Annotated in this window: 19 protein-coding genes, 2 pseudogenes and 1 riboswitch; of the genes and pseudogenes, 15 read left to right on the plus strand and 6 right to left on the minus strand. The window is 37.7% G+C overall.

Annotated elements, in window-relative coordinates; translation table 11 throughout:
• The first annotated feature begins 166 nt into the window (after window positions 1-166).
• Window positions 167-2,236, plus strand: coding sequence for a GH25 family lysozyme (locus RCG21_RS15870; RefSeq protein WP_133339066.1), 2,070 nt, complete (start codon window positions 167-169; stop codon window positions 2,234-2,236).
• A 286-nt stretch (window positions 2,237-2,522) separates the two neighbouring features.
• Here the strand turns inward: RCG21_RS15870 and RCG21_RS15875 are convergent, their stop codons facing one another.
• The 4 genes from RCG21_RS15875 to RCG21_RS15890 form a co-directional block, all read right to left on the minus strand.
• Entirely contained in the window at window positions 2,523-2,981 is a 459-nt protein-coding gene (locus RCG21_RS15875) for a staygreen family protein (protein ID WP_133339064.1), read from the minus strand.
• A 112-nt stretch (window positions 2,982-3,093) separates the two neighbouring features.
• Complete coding sequence (locus RCG21_RS15880) at window positions 3,094-4,320, minus strand: NAD(P)/FAD-dependent oxidoreductase (protein ID WP_133339062.1); 1,227 nt, start codon at window positions 4,318-4,320, stop codon at window positions 3,094-3,096.
• Window positions 4,321-4,602: 282 nt separating this feature from the next.
• Window positions 4,603-5,070 carry a DUF8821 family protein gene (locus tag RCG21_RS15885; protein ID WP_133339060.1) on the minus strand — a complete coding sequence of 156 codons (468 nt, stop codon included), beginning with the start codon at window positions 5,068-5,070 and terminating at the stop codon, window positions 4,603-4,605.
• 21 nt (window positions 5,071-5,091) lie between these two features.
• Window positions 5,092-5,571, minus strand: coding sequence for a GyrI-like domain-containing protein (locus RCG21_RS15890; RefSeq protein ID WP_308913370.1), 480 nt, complete (start codon window positions 5,569-5,571; stop codon window positions 5,092-5,094).
• 111 nt (window positions 5,572-5,682) lie between these two features.
• Between RCG21_RS15890 and RCG21_RS15895 the strand changes: the two genes are divergently transcribed.
• The 5 genes and pseudogenes from RCG21_RS15895 to RCG21_RS15915 all read left to right on the plus strand — a co-directional run.
• Window positions 5,683-6,645, plus strand: a complete 963-nt coding sequence (locus RCG21_RS15895; protein WP_308913371.1) for a helix-turn-helix transcriptional regulator — start codon at window positions 5,683-5,685, stop codon at window positions 6,643-6,645.
• A 389-nt stretch (window positions 6,646-7,034) separates the two neighbouring features.
• The gene (locus RCG21_RS15900; protein ID WP_133339054.1) at window positions 7,035-7,280 is read left to right on the plus strand and encodes a hypothetical protein; all 246 of its coding nucleotides are present in this window, start codon (window positions 7,035-7,037) and stop codon (window positions 7,278-7,280) included.
• 267 nt (window positions 7,281-7,547) lie between these two features.
• Window positions 7,548-8,006: a 2-thiouracil desulfurase family protein gene (locus tag RCG21_RS15905; protein WP_308913372.1), complete on the plus strand. Its 459-nt coding sequence runs from the start codon at window positions 7,548-7,550 to the stop codon at window positions 8,004-8,006.
• A gap of 675 nt (window positions 8,007-8,681) precedes the next feature.
• A complete protein-coding gene (locus tag RCG21_RS15910; RefSeq protein ID WP_235824933.1) occupies window positions 8,682-9,869 on the plus strand; it encodes an MFS transporter in 1,188 nt (395 codons plus the stop codon).
• Between the two features lie 77 nt (window positions 9,870-9,946).
• Window positions 9,947-10,324: pseudogene (locus tag RCG21_RS15915) on the plus strand (recombinase family protein); the annotation flags it as partial.
• 527 nt (window positions 10,325-10,851) lie between these two features.
• Here the strand turns inward: RCG21_RS15915 and RCG21_RS15920 are convergent.
• Window positions 10,852-11,427 (minus strand): dihydrofolate reductase family protein, encoded by a 576-nt coding sequence (locus RCG21_RS15920; protein ID WP_133340711.1) that lies wholly within the window; start codon window positions 11,425-11,427, stop codon window positions 10,852-10,854.
• Between the two features lie 444 nt (window positions 11,428-11,871).
• Window positions 11,872-12,044: riboswitch (M-box (ykoK) riboswitch) on the plus strand.
• Between the two features lie 316 nt (window positions 12,045-12,360).
• Here RCG21_RS15920 and RCG21_RS15925 point away from each other — a divergent pair.
• The 5 genes from RCG21_RS15925 to RCG21_RS15945 all read left to right on the plus strand — a co-directional run bounded on the left by RCG21_RS15925 (window position 12,361) and on the right by RCG21_RS15945 (window position 16,732).
• Window positions 12,361-12,906, plus strand: a complete 546-nt coding sequence (locus RCG21_RS15925; RefSeq protein ID WP_133340709.1) for a DUF1003 domain-containing protein — start codon at window positions 12,361-12,363, stop codon at window positions 12,904-12,906.
• Window positions 12,907-13,171: 265 nt separating this feature from the next.
• Window positions 13,172-14,107, plus strand: coding sequence for a YncE family protein (locus RCG21_RS15930; RefSeq protein ID WP_133340756.1), 936 nt, complete (start codon window positions 13,172-13,174; stop codon window positions 14,105-14,107).
• 630 nt (window positions 14,108-14,737) lie between these two features.
• On the plus strand, window positions 14,738-15,652 hold the full coding sequence (gene ltrA, locus RCG21_RS15935; RefSeq protein WP_308913373.1) for a group II intron reverse transcriptase/maturase: 915 nt from the start codon (window positions 14,738-14,740) through the stop codon (window positions 15,650-15,652).
• Window positions 15,653-15,657: 5 nt separating this feature from the next.
• Window positions 15,658-16,029, plus strand: a complete 372-nt coding sequence (locus RCG21_RS15940; protein ID WP_133339681.1) for a group II intron maturase-specific domain-containing protein — start codon at window positions 15,658-15,660, stop codon at window positions 16,027-16,029.
• A gap of 190 nt (window positions 16,030-16,219) precedes the next feature.
• A complete protein-coding gene (locus RCG21_RS15945; RefSeq protein WP_133340409.1) occupies window positions 16,220-16,732 on the plus strand; it encodes a GNAT family N-acetyltransferase in 513 nt (170 codons plus the stop codon).
• A gap of 112 nt (window positions 16,733-16,844) precedes the next feature.
• Here RCG21_RS15945 and RCG21_RS15950 read toward each other — a convergent pair.
• Window positions 16,845-17,105: pseudogene (locus RCG21_RS15950) on the minus strand (tyrosine-type recombinase/integrase); the annotation flags it as partial.
• On the opposite strand from RCG21_RS15950, the gene RCG21_RS15955 reads away from it, so the two are divergent.
• The 4 genes from RCG21_RS15955 (at window position 17,071) to RCG21_RS15970 (ending at window position 19,850) form a co-directional block, all read left to right on the plus strand.
• The gene (locus RCG21_RS15955) at window positions 17,071-17,325 is read left to right on the plus strand and encodes a VOC family protein (RefSeq protein WP_235824972.1); all 255 of its coding nucleotides are present in this window, start codon (window positions 17,071-17,073) and stop codon (window positions 17,323-17,325) included. The pseudogene RCG21_RS15950 and the gene RCG21_RS15955 sit on opposite strands and share 35 nt — an antisense overlap.
• A 193-nt stretch (window positions 17,326-17,518) precedes the next feature.
• Window positions 17,519-18,187, plus strand: a complete 669-nt coding sequence (locus RCG21_RS15960; RefSeq protein ID WP_308913374.1) for a lysoplasmalogenase — start codon at window positions 17,519-17,521, stop codon at window positions 18,185-18,187.
• A 224-nt stretch (window positions 18,188-18,411) separates the two neighbouring features.
• A complete protein-coding gene (locus RCG21_RS15965) occupies window positions 18,412-19,314 on the plus strand; it encodes a DMT family transporter (RefSeq protein ID WP_308913375.1) in 903 nt (300 codons plus the stop codon).
• A gap of 173 nt (window positions 19,315-19,487) precedes the next feature.
• Window positions 19,488-19,850, plus strand: coding sequence for a hypothetical protein (locus RCG21_RS15970; protein WP_133340403.1), 363 nt, complete (start codon window positions 19,488-19,490; stop codon window positions 19,848-19,850).
• The last annotated feature ends 59 nt before the right edge of the window (window positions 19,851-19,909 follow it).

A 19,909-nucleotide genomic window follows, 5' to 3' on the forward strand; every position in this document is an offset into this window, starting at 1 on the left:
AAATCATACCCAAATATTGGCTTGTGTTGTGGGTTATTACCAATTATTCAACATTTACTCATATGCTATCCCTTATGTATGATAGAATTATAAACTAGTAGTTTTCCCATAAGGTAGTAGATTGCTAGAATACATAATTTTATATCAGATTTAAGGGAGAGAGACTATGAAACATGCAGCAAAGTGGATGCGCTCGTTTATTTTTGTTGTTCTGCTGATTAGCGTTCTGCTAACGAGCCATTCTGCAGCTTTGGCGTCTGGAGTAATGCCGCCAGCGACAAGCGCCAATTTAAAAGGGATTGATGTATCGCATTGGCAAGGAACTATTGACTGGAAGCAGGTCAAAAACTCAGGTATAGCTTTCGTCTATGCAAAGGCTTCACAAGGTACAACATATACCGACCCTATGTTTTCGACTAATGTGCAGGGAGCAAGGGCAGCAGGGCTCCCTATTGGTGCCTACCACTATGCAAGTCCGAGTGCGCCATATAGCCCTGACGATGCAAAAGCAGAAGCGCAGTATTTCGTCAATGTGATGACGAATGGAGGAATGGGCGATTTTGGAGAGATCATGCCTGTTCTTGATTTAGAACAACCTACTTCTACTGGAACGCTAACTTCCGATGAAATAGCCAGCTGGGCAAGAGTCTTTACCGATACGGTAAAATCACTGACGCATCGCCATGTAATGGTCTACACAGGTGCATGGTTTGTACAGCAGTACAACGATTTTGGTGGCAAGCTTTCAGATCTTCCCCTTTGGATTGCACGCTATGGCGTTACTCAACCGCCAGCAGTTGGCGGGTGGACCGAATGGACGGCTTGGCAGTACGACCAAGATACAGTCCCAGGAATATCGGGAAATGTAGATTTAGATTATGGTCCAACGTCAATCGATGCATTGAGGGGTAACTTGACATATACGGTTGTTTTTAAAGATGCGGACGGTACGGTCCTTTCTACTAAGCAGATTGGATATGGATCTGCGGCTAATCCTCCTGAAAATCCAGAGAGAACGGGTTATACATTAACAGGCTGGGATATCGATTTCAGCAATGTTACATCGGACCTAGTGGTAACTGCCCAGTATAAGATCAATCATTATAAAGTCGTGTTCATGGATTCCAATGGTACGGTCCTTGATACTCAGACGGTCGCATATGGTTCATCTGCCAATGCACCTCAAACTCCATCAAAGGATGGATATACATTCTTACAGTGGGATCAAGCATTTAACAAGATAACGTCTGATCTTACGGTAAAGGCTGTTTACGAACCTAAAGTCTATACAATTATTTTCAAAGACTATAATGGATCTATTTTGAGTGATTCAAAAGTGAAATATAATATGCCGATTACAGCACCTGCACAGCCAAGCCGGACTGGCTATACCTTTACTGGCTGGAATCAGAAGTTTACCAATGCTACTTCCGATTTAACCATTACTGCCCTTTATAAGATTAACCAATATCAGGTTATCTTTAAGAACGACGATGGCGGAGTCCTTAGCTCTCAAAAGGTTAATTATGGGGCAAAACCTTTATCAGTAAAAGCACCAGTTCGAACAGGTTATACGTTTGTCGGCTGGTTTAAAAGTTCAAAAGATACCGTCCCATACAATCTACAAACACCGATTAAATCTGCTGTTGTCCTATCTGCACGCTATGCAAAAAATACGGCAGTACCGGGTGGGGTGAAAGCCACTTCAGCGGGTTACAGCAAAGTAAAAGTCACCTGGGGGCCTGTTTCCGGAGCACAAGGCTATCAAATTTTCAGGGCTACAACGAAAACGGGAACATACAGTTATCTCGCTACATCCACTTCTTCTTACACGAACAGTGGTTTGGTAACGAACCGAGCGTATTATTACAAGGTTCGGGCATACCGAGTGGTGAATGGTACGAAGGTTTATAGTTCCTATTCGACCATTGTAAGTGGTACGCCAGTCCTTGCGGCACCAACCGGACTAAAGGCATCCAGAGCAAGCAGCACTTCAATTAAACTGACTTGGACAAAAGGGACAGAAGCCAGCGGATACGAACTTTTCAGGGCGACGTCCTATAAAGGCGTATATACGAAAGTAGCCACTCTTACATCGGGTTCTACTATTAGTAATACAAATACTAAACTATCAAAAGGCAAGCTGTATTACTTCAAAATCAGGGCCTATAGAACAGTAAACGGGAAAAAAATTTATAGTGGATATTCAAATTCCGTATACCTAAAAACATATTGAATTCTTTACTAAGTTTTAGCTACCTTAATTGTGCGTTTTACAATCACAATTGGGTAGCTTATTTTTTTAAAGAAGTGAAATCGACTTGTCTTTATGCCGATTTTTTCCATTAGACATGATACGGAGAACCTTACTAAATAAAGGCAGTTTATAATAAGAAGGCGCTGATTTAGTGCCTCCTTATTATTATAAACTGCAAATGAGCTTTTTCGTTTCAAGTAAATGATAAGAACAATGTACGTTGGTGGGGGAAGTGACTATGTTAGTTGTGACATACAATCTTAGATCATGATCTGTATGAAAAATGGTGGAAGGTTCCCCAGCTTTCTTGTCTAGCAAACTGGGGAAAGGCGGACATAAAGTTAATGATTATTGTCGCTTGATCTAGATGAGGGTATGCGTTGAAAAAAAATCTGTCGCCGTATCGAATAGCTGTTAAGGCAAGTGGTAATTCACGTTTAAATATTTCATTGCGTTTTGCTGCTTGATTTTGGTTATATTGGCCTTGATCAATATGCAAATAAACACAATAATAAAAGGTACCTCCAATTTGTTTCCATTCACCTAATACTTCATCTCGCATAGGATTGATTTTATCCCAGGCATAATGAATTCCAATGGTTAAAAACAGATCTCCAGTTAAATCAGAATGAGTGAGCGTGTAGCTCCTTGGAATAACAGGACCCGTAGCAGTAATCCCATCCATGTATTCAACAGATAGTTTTTCAGGATTGAAATTGTTCAATGCAATCAACTCCAATCGTTTTTTTACTATTATGCTGATTTTCCTTTATTGATTCATACTACAAGCCACAAAATGACATCCAATAAAACCAGAAAGTAGGTACAACTGTTTTTCAACTCTTGTTAAGCAGAGGGCGTTCTTGCAAGTATAGAGCAATATCAGGAGATTCCCCTTCAACAATTTCCTTTACAATAATCTTCGACAACAATTGGCTGTAAACCGTCCCGTTATCACCAAAGGCAAACAGGAAATAGCAATTTGGAAATTCTCCATACTTGCCGATAATCGGAATGCCGTCCAGCGTTCCTCCATAAAATGCAGCTAAGTAATATTCCGGCTGTACTTGAATGGTGGGGAACATTTTATTAAATTCTTCAATTAGTTTATTCTTTTTGTGAATCAGTTTACTATCGCGATCTTCCTGATACTTAGTATTATCATCAAGTCCGCCTATGATAATCCGGTTATCCCTGGTTGTCCGCATAAATAAATAAGGACGAGCGGTTTCCCAGATGAGAGTCCTATTATACCAAGGGGAGAAACTTTCGACTGAATTGGTTGTTACTGTATAGGTACTTACAAAGGATGCTTTTTTCTCTTTTTTCATTTCTATTCCTTCATAACCTGCTGCAAAAATAATATACCGCGCTTGTATAGACTTGCCATTCTTTGTTGAAATAATCATTTTTCCCCGTTCTTCATCAAAATGATGACCATTCATTTCCGTATGTTCATATATATGAATCCCTTTATTTGCAGCATGCTCCAATAGTGCATGGGTAAACCTGAAAGGATTGATTTCTGCATCATTGTATGAATAAATAGCAGCATCCCTACTAAAAGGATATTTTGCTTCAATATCTTCCTTTGTTAAAAAAGTAAGTTCACAGTTATGCTGCTTTAAAAATTCATATTCTTTTTTTAAACTTTCAACGTCTTCTGCACAGCTTGCGGAATAGAGGGTGTCTCTTCGATTGAACTCACAATCAATGGAGACGCTCTTTGAGGCTTTCTCTATTTCATTAATTGCTTCTTTTAGTAATTGTAAATGTCTTTCGATGTAACCTATGCCAAAGGTGTTGATCAAATCGGTAAACATTTTTTCACCAGAATATTGAAGTAGGGCTGTATTCGTACTAGTACTGCCGCTGCCAATTGTTGATTTTTCAATTACAGCCACATCTAAATTAGTATCAGCGAGATAATATGCACATTGTGCTCCTGAGCTCCCTCCACCAATGACTAATACATCACAAGATAGGTCTTCTTCCAATGCAGGGTAGGATGGAGCATCAGGAAAAGTAGTAGGCCAATAATAGGTTCCAGATTGTAAATTCATTTATATCCCCCAGTTTAAAAAGTATAATGTTACTATTTCCATCCTCATTTTGTGTATACAGAAGTTTCTACCCAGATTGGCCACGAAAAAATAATAAATAAATGTGAAGGGATGAACGAAACTGCAGGAATTCAAGATAGAAACGGTAAGGTGAAATCGCTATTCTAAGGAATATAAAAACCCTCATTTAGATGCATTACGGTGAACCGTTTCATAAGTAAATCAGGTTTTTGCGAAGAAAGGAAAAGCACCCTCTCATTTAATGAAAGGGTGCTGCTATGGTTAATAATCTCCTTTAATGACAAAATACGAGCCTCGAATGGTTCCAGCCAATTTAGACTTCTGCCTAGCAAACTTAAATTTCCCTTCGAGCTCCTTAGGTACCTCCATACCCTCAGAAAGCTTAAAACCAACGGCCCGCTTCGGCTTAGGGCCATCGAGCGTATACAGGACGTTGACCGAAAGACCATCCTCGTAAAAGACGTAAGTCCAATCGATATTTTCCACTTGAAAACGCGATGTCTCCAAAGGTTTAGCCGCAAACTCAAGATCACGTTCTTCCTTCAAAATACGGTTCACATAATCAAGGGTTTCCTGGCTTTCGCTAGCCGGTACAACCGTGAATTCATGCTTGTATTTGTTCATAAAATAGCGAGCTTCATTCGCGCGTAAACCAGCAAGTGCTTCTGCTACTGACGAAGACTCTAAACCAACCGTAGAAACCTGTTTAAAATCAACCATATAGGACATTTTTATCCTCCTTTTACTTCGTTACTTCCTCACAACAGGAATCCACATTTCACCAAATAGGACGCCGTTTCGATCTCCCATCTCAACCGCTGCATTTGGTCCGCCAACATAGGCAAAATCCTTTGCTTCTGGCAAAACTTGACCAAAGGCAATGCCTGTAAGCATATTACTTAGCTCTTCAGATGTCTTTGCTTCACCTTTCACAACGAGGTATTCCCCTTTGGGAAATTGGATCAATCTGTCTGCTTCTGGTAACGATTGCTCTGTCATGACGCCAGCATAATGCATCATCTTGCTATTCACTGCTTCGTTTACGGTAAAAATATAATCGTTTGCAGCTATGGACTTTAAAGTATCAAGTGTTCCATCTTGTTTGATGGCTTGCCAAAAGTCTGACTTTTCCTTGTTTATACCCGCATAGTCTGTGTAATGACTCTTAAGCTCAGTACCGATACCTAGAACGGTAAAGCTATCCTTTTCTTCCAGTTTATAATCTGCCATATTCGATCCCATCCTCTTTTTTTAGATTAATCAAATGACTTGTTTTTCCACTTGATAAGTTTATAATATCCTTAAATCATGTCAAAAAGTGATACTGTTTAGGAGGCCCTGATGAAAAAAGTTGAGCGGATTAATATCATCATGCGGTATATCAATAACCGTGCCCACTTTACCATTACTGAAATCATGCGGGAATTTAATATCTCACGTTCGACAGCGATTAGAGATATCAGAGAAATTGAAGCCATGGGGATGCCGCTTGTAGCTGAAGTTGGACGGGATGGGGGATATTTTGTCATGAACAACTCTGTCCTGCCTACTGTTCGCTTTACCGATAACGAGGTCAAAGCACTTTTTATTGCGTTTATGGCCACTAGAAATCAACAACTCCCTTATCTAAAGAGTCGCCAGTCTTTAGCTGAGAAATTACTCGGCCTTATCTCAGAAAACCAGCAAGATGACCTTGTTCATTTAAATCAAATCTTGCTTTTTGAAGGGACCAACCCCAATAATCCCGACCTACTTGAGCTGACAGATCTCCCTCATCCTATGTTAGAAAAACTCATTCAACTCCTTCTCTTGGATCGCTATTTAGAGATTACCATTAAAGAAGAGAAGATCATAAAGTCTTATCCAATTTATCTTTTAAACCTTTATCGTGAAAAAAGTCTATGGCTAATTGAAGCTTTTGACTTAAAGGATGAAAAGAAGCAGGTTTTTCCTGTAGACAATCTCACCAATGTCACGCCATATTCGATGAAAAAAAGATTAACTAAGAAAAAAATTTTAGAGAAACTAAGTAAGAAGGAAGAAGCAATGAACCTTGTCCTCGAACTTGGTCCAAAGGCGATTGCCCAGTTCAAAAAATACCATCCGTTAAAAGTTTCTATTTCCTATACGAATCCTTACCAAACGACAGCCATTCTAAAGACTTTTATCAATGTTCATCATTCAGAGGAATTGACCGAAATGACGAATTGGCTCCTTTTTTTAGGCACGGATATCAAGGTCAGGGAAGTGCCAGAAGAAGTTATAGAAGGATTACAAGAGAATTTATTCCTATACTGTCCATAATGTTAGTGAAATTAAACATCATTTAGATACGTCATAGTGAACGCTATTCATAAGTAAATGGGTACTAATTAAGTTCTAAAAAAGGTTTCGGCATTAGAAATTAAGTGAGTACATTTTTGCCAGATTAAAAGTCCAAATTCCAAAGAGCATATAAAGGAAATTGGACCTTTCTTTAGTAGGGCAATCGGATTCTTTCCAGGATGAAGATTAATTTGTCACTAACGGGGCAGGTTTGTTGAACAAACGACATTAGTTATTCTTTAATAATCTACCCATTTTCTGGAATTAGTGATTGAGCAAAGTATCCGGATATGAAATAATTGTAAATAAATTATGGATAGGATTATGAAATAGGTTTAAAAACAAAATACATAGATAGGGGGATTGAGATGAATAAGTTTGGAGCTTTATCAATTCTAATGGTTTTGATTAGCGTTCTTATGTTTTTTATTCTTAGAGGACCGAATAGAGATTTGCCGTTAATCATTATCATTTTAGGTTCTCTTTCACTACTCGGAATAATTTTTGCTGTAATTTCTAAGAAATGGTTATCGGGGGTAATTGGCGTTTTATTTAATGGTGCGGTGTTAGTATGTGTATATTTCTTATTATTAGCTTACGGAATAGCTGGCTAGGTTCTCCATAGATGTATTCCGTTAAAGGGCGCTTTTCATTGGTACAAAGGCGTCTTTTTGATATGCCTCTACACTTTATCTGATTAGATTTTGTTAAGGTAAAAAAAAAATTTGTGAAGTTTCCATTAACCTAACTGGTGCAAGAGTTAAAGAATAGGGCTGTCGTTGCGGCAGCTTTTTCTTATTGCACTAATGGGGCATGATAGTTGAACAAGAAAATATTTGGTAAAATTCAATTAGAAGGACTTAGCAGAAGGGGGTTAGTAAATGATATTCGTGAGTTCCTGCTTAGCAGGGTTAGATGTGAGATATAATGGGACAAATTGTTTAAATGATAAAATAAGTAAATTGGTAGAAGAAAATAAAGCTATTACAATATGTCCAGAATTACTTGGCGGTTTTTCAACGCCTAGAGAACCAGCTGAGATAATTGGTGGAAACGGAGAAGATGTACTGGATGGAAACGCTAAAGTAGTTGATAAATCAGGTAAAGATGTTACCCAACTTTACATTAAAGGAGCATATTCTACGCTAGAACAAGCTATAGAATTAAATGCGACTTTGGTGGTTCTAAAGGAAAATAGCCCATCTTGCGGCAGTTTAACCATATATAACGGTGAATTTACCGGAAAAAAAATTATGGGGATGGGAGTCACTTCTGCATTACTAAAAAGAAATGGATTAAAAGTAATTTCAGAAGAACAATTTGCAGATACCCTCTTTTAGTTCTAACGAATATTGGCGTTTAAATAGTGTTCGTTTTATAGAGATTGTGAAATACTGTACTTAAACAAACGGGGGCAAGAGTTTAAGATCCAGCTGCCTTTTTTGGCGGCTTTTCTTATTGAAGTAACGAGGCAGTTTAGCTGAAAAGAGCAGACAGGAGAAAACAAGAAAACACCGACATTTGGTCGGTGTGCTTGTATGATTGCTCTATCTCTAATAATTAAAACCTTAAATAATATATTCTTAGCTTATTTTGGTTTCGTTGGAAGCACTAAAGTTTTTATTTGCTGCTTTTTTATGCAATCATTCGTAAATAATAGGGATGATAATGAAACTATTAAACTAGAAAAGAAAAAAGGACTACAATCTTCATCAAAACACGAATCACATGAGATTTTCGCGAAGGTTTTACATTTATTTAAAAAATAGGCTTTGTTAAACTTTATTTTTTATTAAAATTTATTGGGACTTCTAATTCGAAGTCCCAAGTTAATTATTTTTCTTTTATCTACGTTCAAAAAAATTGTAATTTGAAATTTATTTACATACATACCTTCCTTAGCATAAGTTTACTAATAGCAACAACTTTAAACGGATTTATGTCTTAAGTTCCCACACAATTAAAAATGCTTTAAAAAAGTTTACACACTATAAGAGAAAAATAGAGGTGATGAAATGAATGGTTCAGCGGAACCAAATAAAAAGAGACTGTTTACCATGAATCCGGTAATTCTTGTACTTGGGCTAGTCAGTTTGTTTACAGACTTATCCAGTAACATGATTGTTCCCATTTTACCTTTGTATCTTACGGCTGTTTTACATGTACAGGTAGGGGCAATAGGCGTTATTGAAGGAATAGCCGAAAGTACCGCTAGTATTTTGAAGTTGTTTTCCGGCTGGATTACGGATCGCATAGGGAAACATAAGCTTCTCATGTTAATGGGTTATGGTTTATCAAATTTGACAAAACCGCTATTTGCGTTAAGCGCCTCTTGGAGTCAAGTTCTTATTATTCGTTTTTCCGACCGATTTGGTAAAGGAATAAGAACCTCACCGCGTGATGCGCTCGTTGCCGATTCCACAACGAAAGAAGAGCGTGGAAAAGCGTTTGGTTTTCGCCGTGCTATGGATGCTTTGGGTGCAGCAATAGGACCATTGGCTGCTTTTGCAATTCTGGCAATTTATGCAGGTAATTATCGTCTTGTATTCTGGCTATCCGTTATTCCTGGTTTTCTGGCGGTTATCCTTATCGCCTTTTTTTTGAAAGAAAAGGATCGAAGAGAAAATGTAAAACAAGCCAGTCTTCCGAAAATAGGTTTCAGAAATTTAGATCGTCGCTTTATTTGGTTTTCTTTGATTTTCACGTTTTTTACGGTCGGTAATTTCTCGGATGCTTTTCTAGCTTTACGGGCACAGGATGTAGGGATGCTTCCCGCTTTTGTTCCACTAGCCTTTTTCGCATTGAATATGAGTAGCAGTATCTTTTCGATGCCTATAGGAATGTTATCAGATCGAATTGGTCGTCGTCCCGTCCTCATTTCCGGCTTGCTTATTTTTGCAGCCATTTACTTTGGTTTTGGAATAGTAAAAAACGTTCCTTGGATTTGGGTATTGTTTGTTTTATACGGATTTTACTATGCTTTTACCGAAGGGATACAAAAAGCTTATATTGCTGATATTGTACCCGAAGGGCAAAGAGGTACAGCGATGGGCACCTTCAATGCTATGACCGGTTTGGCGGCTTTGCCAGCAAGTATCATGGCGGGTTATCTATGGCAGACATTTGGGCCTGTGGCGGCTTTCAGTACGAGTAGTGCGATTGCTGTAATCGCTGCACTGTTAATGATTATCTTGCGCATTTAAGGGGTATGTAAACGATAATCATCGGTCTTGTTCAGTGATTCTTGCTTCGGATTTTTCAAAAAACGGCACAATATTAGCTAGATCGGTTAGCCAGGAATGTACGTGAAGGAATTGACGTTGTAGAGGAATTTTTCAACAAGGGTGTTCGTGTCCATGTGTTGAATGTTGGTTTACTTGAAAACACAACTATGGGGCGGTTCTTCCTTCAAACCATGTTAGCGGTCGCGGAAATGGAAAGAAATATGATTGTTGAACGAACCCAAGAGGGGAAAGCATTAGCCAAGCAGCGCGAGGATTTTAGAGAAGGCCGCCCGAAGAAATTCAAAAAAACACAAATTGAACACGCATTGAAACTACTAGAAACTACTTCTTACAAGCAAGTGGAGGATACAACCGGCATAAGCAAAAGCACTCTAATTAGGGCGAAGAAACGGCAGGAGCAGCTGCGTCAATAAAGGAGGATAATCCATTAATGGTCATGCTGTACTATACTGTTATTGATAAATACAATGGAAAAGAATCTACGTTTTATGTCGATAAATCATTGTTACCAGAACTTGAAAAACTAAAACAATTGCACGAACCATTTTAGTTTGATTTCTAAGTGAAGAATTTCACTTAAACTAATGGGTGCTTTACTTGAAGAAACTGAATATCCGGACCTAAATGTGGTCTTTTTTTGCTGTTCTCTTTTTTCTTAAAGATTGTATTTTTTCAAGCTTTAAGGTTAAAGTAATCATTCCATACCAATTGTTCATTTCGCTCTTTTTTTCATTAGCCTTTGATTGCTTGATTTTGCATTTTTTAGGGATCCTTAACCCAAATTGTTTTACCGGTATGATCTACTTAATGTTTGCGTCATCATCTTAGATTTAGGCTATAGTAAATCCTGATGTTGATCTTTACGATAAGAAAACCGCCTCGTTGAAGAGGCGGCTTATTGAGCTATCGTATCCCTCGTAATCTGCTTTAGGAGAAAAGGTCATCTAACCGTCTGGTAAACGAGGGCTATGGCACCAGAATCAAATGTCTTGTTTTCGATCAGTTTAAGTTTGATCTTCTCCTTGAGACCTTGGAATAACGGCAACCCGTTGCCGATCAGGACGGGAGAAACTGTAATTTTATACTCATCTATTAAATCAAGCTGCATAAGGTAGTGTGCTAACCTAGGACTGCCGAGGATGACCATATCCTTGCCTGGCTGCTGTTTGAGGTTCTTGATTTCTTCCTCGACATCTTCTTTCACTAGTCTGGAATTGTTCCATTCGACTTTCTCCAACGTCGTGGAAAAAACGATTTTGAGTGTCTTTTCGATCCACTCGGCATGATTCCGTTCATGCTGAGAAGCTGAGGGGTCAGAAGGCACAGATGTCCAGTAACTGTGCATCATCTGATAAGTCTCACGTCCCCATATGACAGTGTCGGCAGTACTCAGAATTTCTTTCGCGTGTTTCTCCAAGTCAGCATCGTATGAAACCCAGCCAATGTCCATTTCACCGTTCGGTCCTTCTACAAAACCGTCAAGCGATGCGTGCAGAAATAGAACAAGTTTTCTCATTTTAAGTCTCCTTTGTCCATAAGGGATATTTTTTTTATACTTCTTTACTTCCTATGTAAGTATAACCAAATTTTATAAATTTCGGTAAAAGGTTCTATAAGTTACACTAATTAAAATAAAATGGGACGGTGCCAGCATCAGTCCCGTTTTGTTTTGTTAAAGAGAAGATCGTGAAGAACTACAATTAAACAAACGGGGGCAAGAGTTCAACAAGGGGCTGCGGTGGCGGCTATTTTTCTTGTTCCGCTAACGGGGCAGTTTAGTTCAATAAAAAAATGCTATTAATTAATAGCAATTAGGTGCTTTTAATGGATAATAAAAATATAAAAATTAATGGATATATCTGCAAAGTTTTCTTCTCTATATAAAAATGGTGGTAATTTAGAATGTCTGCAAATTCCGTTGACATATCAATCCTATAGCAGTATGATGACAATGATTTAAAGATGTCCTCGTTAGGTGAGGCTCCTATACGAACACAAGCCACTGCCCGGAAACATCGAAAGATGCCAATGGGTTGAACAGGAATTGCCGGACTAAGGCTCTTCTTAACGTGGCTAAAGGACGAAGGTTCTTTTACGTCGTATAGTGCCAAAGCTCGGTTTGGGGGAATCGTTTTTTTTTGCATTCTTTTATTAAGTGTGCAAAACGATGCCTTTCAGCTGAGCTGAAGGGCATTTTTATTTGGTAGAGCTTGGACATTTGCAATGACAAGTCTCTGACAAGTTGAGTAAAATATAGAGCCATCAAATTGATTCTTGAGAGGGGGTGAGCCATTCTATGAATAGTCGAAGTTCATTTGAACCGGAGCCAGAACCAGATAGTCTATTGGCAGTCGGATTAATAAAAAAAACCATATCAGAGAGTGGCTTCAGCTCCTCTCCTACGGGATAAAAATGGATCAGACTGCCTGATAACCAGGAGGTAGTTAAAATGTCAAAAAAGTTGTTATTTTTAAAAAAACCGCAAAGTAAGGAAGCAGCCCAAATTCAGGGCTTTGATATTGAGTTAAATCAGGAAAATACTCGCCGAATTGATCGGCTAGTGGATAGTTATGAGAAGAGTATTTTAACCAACTTAGATGAGGCATACCAAAGAAAAACAAGCTGGTCTGATCGTTTGGCAGATAGAATCGCAGCCTTCGGAGGTAGCTGGAAATTTATCATTTATTTTGCAAGCTTCTTGTTCGTATGGATAGTATGGAACACATTGTCATTTACTCGATTCCATTTTGATAAACCACCATTTATTTTACTGAATCTGTGCCTATCCTTTATTGCAGCCTTCCAAGCTCCTGTGATTATGATGAGCCAAAACCGGCAGGCAGCACGGGATAAGCACGAGTCAATTATTGACTTCGCCATTAACTATAAAGCAGAGCAGGAGATTGACGATATGCAAAAACACCTTCAGCGAATGGAAGGCGAACTGATGGAAATTAAGAAACTTCTACAATCATCTAAACAATCGAACGAATGAACAGGATAAATGACCCTTAGGGATGGATTATTCTCTAGGGGTCATTTTTGTTTTCTCGAACGGGGGCAATAGTTGAACAAAAGGGTTGCTTCGCAACTCATTTTTTAAAAGTAAAGATTGTAAAGAATTGTACTTAAACTATAGGGTGCTTATGTTGAAGATGGGTTTGCTAAAGACGACCCCATCTTTTTATTATTTAACTAAGTGTTAGAATACGAATAAGGAGAATAAGTAGGAAAAAGAATTTCTAAGGAGTTCGGTAGCTATGCTTCAAATGAACGTATTAAAAAAATTTAAAACCTCATATGAAATAAAACTTTCACAGAATCAACGTTTTTTATGCCATTCAATGGGAAGTAAAACGATTGTTTATGATACAAGTTCTTGGGAAAAAATTGCGGAGCTCAAGCCTAATAATCCGGGCAATTTTTATTTCTCTCAAAATGATGATTATTTATATATAAAAAATACGACTGGTACTATATATGTGTATGAAACGGCTAGATTTCAGTTAGTAAAAACGATTAAATCGAATAAAAAATTTCAATTTGAGGAAGGGGATTTTGCGATAACCGATAGCCCATTACTAATCCTTGATACATTGAAAACATATAATGGACGTCAACTAGTATTAATCAATATTGAAAATGGTGAATACAACGTACTATCCGAATTTGAAGATTCAATTACTCTTATCCATTTTAATCATTTTATTAAAGCTGAAAATACTTATTTATTTACTTTGAGTTATGTAAATAATGAAGGGTACCGAGTCGAAAAAATAGTAAAAGTTAAAGAACCAATAAATAAAGAGTCCATTGAAGTATTAGATAACTTAGAAATTCGAAATTGGGATTCCATCATCTTTAACTCTAGTCATAACGTATATATTGTGGTTCAAGATTATGACATAGTTATACTCGATGGACAGTTTAAAGAAATTTTAAAGAAAGTCTGCTTATCAGAACAGGATTATCCTGACCACTTCGGTTATTTTCAACATATGCACCAGTCAAACGATGGTCGATATTTTATCCTTACATATAGTGAGAAAGTTTTAATCCTGCGATACGATGATTTAGAACCCATTGTAGTTGAAGAACTACAATATGCCTGTTTTGGGGAATTCAGCAACGATGACCGATTTATTTCTATAGGAACATGGGAGAATGGCTACATCCTTGAAAACACCCTACGTTAGTGTCTTTTGAGAGATAAAGGTCACCGTTCTTCTCTTTCTAATACGAATTGTGGAATCCTTCACTTAAAGTAACGGGTGCAAGAGTTAAAGAATGGGATGGCTGCGGCGATCCCATTTTCTTATGTGCGCCCGGCATGGGCGATAACTTGGTGGTGAAAGTCCACTACAGGCTTGGCAGTAGGAACTGTTAGCCAATAGCAAGGGTGTCCACCGTGAGGTGGAATCTGAAGGAAGCTGGAGGCAAATTCTCGAACTGACGAACAGAAACTATATACAAGGCTGAATTGGGGAGGACGAATCTGCATAGCAAGATAAAGTCCAATACTGCCCGAACCCCATACAGTAAATATAGCAGTTACATGAGAAGAAGGTTATCGCTCTTACCCGGGGAGGTCTCACGAACGAGCGAACTCGCTCGGTTGAAAAAAGATTTATCGTGAGAAGTCAGCAGAGGTCATAGTAGTTTCCAGTGGAAATGAAGGACTGAACAATCTTAAATCTTGGAAAACAAGGAGGTGTAGGCACCCCGCCTAATCGCAGAAAACATCGCGGTATAGACCAAAAGATGGCTACCTATGAAGAAATAGGTTTGAAACCGAAGGTTACATAGGAGTGCGTAGGGATGCCAACATGGGTATGAAAGAACAAGATGGTATCAATTTAATCAATAAAGTTATCGCAAACGAGAATCTTTGGAACGCTTATGAAAAAGTGAAAAGTAACAAAGGAGCCCCCGGGGTTGATGGGATTACCGTATATCAATTGAAATCACATATGGAAAAATACTTACAACCTCTTAAACAGAAACTTATGGAGGGAACTTACCAGCCCCAACCTGTCAAAAGGGTTGCGATTCCAAAACCGGACGGTTCCAAAAGATATCTAGGAATACCATGTGTATTGGATAGAGTGGTACAACAAGCCATTCTCCAAGTAATTGAACCAATCATAGATCCATACTTCTCTGAGAATAGCTTTGGTTTTCGTAAAGGCAAGAATGCCCACCAGGCAATCAAACTTGCCGAACGGTATTATCAAGAAGGATACAGAGTAGTGGTGGACTGTGACTTGAAAAGTTATTTTGACACAATTCATCACCAAAGAGTTAGAGCTTATTTAGAGGAGTTCATTTCGGATAAAATTGTCCTTAAACTGATTTGGAAATTTCTTCGTTCAGGCATTCTTGACAAAGATATTTATATCGAAACCACAGAGGGAGCACCGCAAGGTGGTCCGTTATCCCCGATTCTAGCAAATGTCTATTTGAACAATCTGGATAGAGAACTAGAAAAGAGAGGGCACCGTTTTATTAGATATGCGGATGACTTCGTCATCTATGTCAAAAGTAAACGTGCAGGCGTAAGGGTAATGGACAGCGTTGCAAGCTACATCGAGAAAGACCTCGGACTAGTTATAAACCAAAAGAAAAGTACAGTGTGTGGTGCAACTTCGGCTACATTCCTTGGGTTCAATATACATAACCTCATGGGAAAGTCGGTTGCCGACCAAGTGAGTCGGCAAAACAACGATTTAAAAATAAACTAAGGAAAATAACCGGTCGAAAATGCCCGGGTGAGTTCAAAGAAATCGTAACGAAAATAAACCAAGTAACCATAGGGTGGATTAACTACTACGGGATATCCCGAATGAAGAAATTCATTGTAAAAACTCAAAAATGGTTAAATCACCGACTCAGACAACTCATCTGGAAGAGATGGAAAAAGCTAAGGACAAAGTACAGGATGCTTCGTAAATATGGAATTAATCATGATGATGCCATGAAATTAGCAAACTCCCGTAAGGGATACTGGCGGATATCTAAAAGTGAGATTCTGCATCAAGCGATAACAAAAGAAAAACTCACAAAATGGGGATTAAAAGATATATCCCAACTTTATGAGTTACGATACTTAAAAGATTGAACCGCCGTATACGGAACCGCCGTATACGGAACCGTACGTACGGTGGTGTGAGAGGTCGGGGATTAAATTTCCCCTCCTACTCTATTGTGCTAACGGGGCAGTTTAGTTAAACAACAATATCATTAAAAAAAGGAATTTTAGCTTTCATAAAGAAAGAGTAAATAATAAGTCGTGAGGAGATGAAGAAAAGTTGAAAGAAAGTAACCATATCATTCAGATAAAGCCTTGGGAGGATAATGACCTTGATTTACTTTTTCTTATAAACGCTCCAGAAATGATGCAGCATCTTGGAGGTCCAGAGAGTAAAGAGCAGATTTTGAATCGACATAAACGATATCTTGAGCTTGGTAATAGAGGACGTATGTTCAGCATAACATTGTTACCAGAATTAGAACCAGTAGGTTCTGTGGGATATTGGCAAACTACTTGGAATAATGAAAGTGTATATGAAACTGGATGGAGCGTTCTACCCTCATATCAAGGGAAAGGGATAGCTACAAATGCAGTAAAGTTAGCAATTGAAGAAGCATCTAGTGAGAACAAATATAAATACATCCACGCATTTCCATCGATTGATAATCCTGCTTCAAATGCAATTTGTCGGAAGCTTGACTTTCAATTTATTTCTGAATGCGAATTTGAATATCCTCTAGGAAGCTTTATGCGGTGCAATAATTGGCGCTATAGCTTAATTGGACAATAGCTGATTTTTCAGTACTTGATTTTTAAAAAGTTAAGGAAAAAAATGTACTTAAGCTAACGGGTGCAAGAGTGAAATAAAGCAGGGCATTCGAGATGCGCTGATTTATTTATTTTTAAAAATACTTCATATATAATTGCTGTCTGATGCTTCCGCTTAACTGGGCATATATCCGGGTAGTTTCACTTTTTTCATGACCTAATAAGCTTTGAATAACATCTAGAGGTGCTCCATTATTCGATAAGTGGGTTGCATAGCTGTGCCTTAGTTGGTGCGGATGAATGTCTTTGTTAAAGCTGGCGCGGTTTGAAATCCGCTTAATAATGTATCGCATCTGGGCAATGCTCATTCGAAGAGGATTCCGTTCCGTGACAAAATTATCAATGAATGGAAAAGGGATGGTTTTAGATAGCAAGATTTATTCAGAGGAAAATTTCACCAATACACCACTTTTCCATTTGAATACTAATGATATAGAACAAGCATACGAATATATGAAAGGGCAGAATGTAGAATTAACAACAGAAATTATGCATAATCATTGGTTTATTTTCAAAGACCCAGATGGGAATCATTTAATGGTGTGCAAGTATTAATATTATTGGACTAAAGGGTGCGCGACTTGAAGAACCAGCAGCCATTATTGGTGGCTTTTTTGTTATTCAACTAAAGAAGCAGTTTAGTTTCCGGAAGGAAAACGTTAAGTTATAAAGAAAATAGTAGATTATTAAAATCCTATTTGGAGAAGCTGTTGGCAATAAAAAAGAGAAATAAAACTGTTACAAAGAGGTGAATATATTGAAAACCTATCGATTACCCACTTTCATTTTACTTATGAGCCTCATATACATATTTGCCATTTCCAGCAAACCAGAAGCAATCAAAATGATATTTAAATTAATCCCAATGTGGCTAATTCTTTTCTATGCTTATAAACTAATACCTGATAAAAAATCACGCCCTCATTGGATTATATGGTGCGGATTATTTTTCTGTATGCTAGGTGATGGGCTAATTAGATGGTTCGTTATCGGCTTAGCAGCATTCCTAATTGGGCATCTGTTTTATACAGCAGGGTTTTCCCGTTATTGGCGTTTTACAAAGCTTTCACTTCTTATGATTATACCTATTGGATTATATGGCTTTGTTATGGGGTATCACATAATCGCTGCATTGCTTCAGAATCATAATGATACTTTAATAGTTCCCGTACTTATGTATATAGTTATTATATCTCTGATGTGTTGGTCTGGATTTTTGTCCCAAAATATATGGGCAATAATAGGAAGTATTTTATTCGTCCTCTCAGACTCAATTCTGTCATGGAATTTGTTTGTTTCAGAGATTCCCTATTCTGATATCCTGATTATGACAACCTATTATACAGCACAATTTTTAATAGCACACAGCTTGCGCTTATTTCCTAGTTTTGGAAAATATTCTTCGGGTGAAAAGTAGGTGAGATCTATCGTCTCGCCTTTAATGTTTTCTGTAGTAATTATGGGTGAATGTATCCAAAAAGGATTTACGCTTTTTTGTTGAATTTATTGAACTAACGGGGCAGTTTAGCTCAATAAGAAAAATATTCAAATCGTGGTTAATTGACTGCTTCAAATTTGTTACAATTACTAACTGAGAGGTTATTAAACATATTAAGATAAACTGTAGAATGAGGTAATGCAATGACATATTTTATGTACATATTTTGCTTAATAGTATGGGGGCTAAATTTTATTGCGGTGAAAATTCAAGGAACTCCAGTCAGTTTGGAATTATCATTATCATATCGTTTAGTTATGACAGCTTTTTTATTTTTAGTTCTTGTGTGGTTCCTTAAACCAAAGGGGAGACCAGGAACAAAAGATTTCCCGTTTATTATAGTTTTTGGAGTATGTAACTTTGCATTAAGTTATCTGTGCCTTTATTACGCCACAATTTTGAGTTCTGCTGCCATTGTAACTTTAATCTTTTCGTTAAAAGTGATATTGACTCCGATTGCTCTCCGTGTTTTTTTAAAGGAGAAATTATATTCTCGCGTGTTAATTGGGGGAATTCTAGGGGTATTTGGAGTATGTGTCCTAATCTATCCGAACTTAAATGATTTTCAAGGACTTACTGATTTAAAAGGAATCATGATTGCTTTGTTAGGTACGATTCTAACAGCTGTTGGTGATGCAAGTTCTGCAAGAAATGCAAATAGAAAGATTAACCCTATCTATGCAAATGCTATTGGTTTTGCAATTGCTGGTGTTTTAATGGGGGTAATTGTACTGTTCCAAGGAAATAAAATTATACTTCCAACAACAGTTTCATATTTATCTGCTTTGCTATATTTAACTTTGATTGCTTCTTTTATGGCTTGGCTATTTTATTTAAAACTTGTAGAAAAAATTGGAGGGGCAAAAAGCGGGTATATGGTAGCTCTATTTCCAGTAATTGGAGGGGTTGCTTCTGTTTTAATTGGTGAATCAACTCCATCAATTTATTTGGTAGTAGGGTGCCTTTCTAGCTGTATTGGAGCTGCAATTGCTTTAGGGGTTAGAATTCGAAGTCAGAATAATAATCTGCCTGTAAATACTAATTAAGAATAGACTTTTTTATTAATGCTTATTAAGCTAACGGGTGCAAGAGTTAAAGATCGAGCTGTCATTGTGGCAGCTTTTTTTATTGCTGTAAAGGGGCAGCTTACTTGAAGAAGGAATCCATTCAAGATACGTTGAATTAAATACAAATCATTTTTTAGACCGAGGTGTAACTGTTGGGAAGAAACCGATATGTAGGTAGCTGGAATGAATCAAATTTTATTGAAATCGATTGGTCGTTTAGTAAAGAAAACCTTGTTGATTTGATAAAGAGTGTGGTAAATAAAACAAATCAATATACTCATCAACAGATTTGTAATTGGTGTGATAAGCATTATATGAATGAGGATGGATTGAATGATGAAAAGCTATACGGCATATTAGAGGATATTTCTGCACAGTGGGATTTATATTTAACTAACACGTTCTCGCTTAAAGAACTGCAACAGTTGGATTTTTCTAAAGTAAAACTGCCCATTGAATGGTTTGAGGGTTGGTTAAAGGAATTAACTTACCACTTTTTGAATAGAAGTTTGTGAAGCATTGTACTTACGCTAACGGGTGCAAGAGTTTAAGATCCAGCTGCCTTTTTTGGCGG

This window comes from Bacillus salipaludis (assembly GCF_030938565.1).
GTDB classification, from domain to species: Bacteria; Bacillota; Bacilli; order Bacillales; family Cytobacillaceae; genus Neobacillus; species Neobacillus salipaludis_A.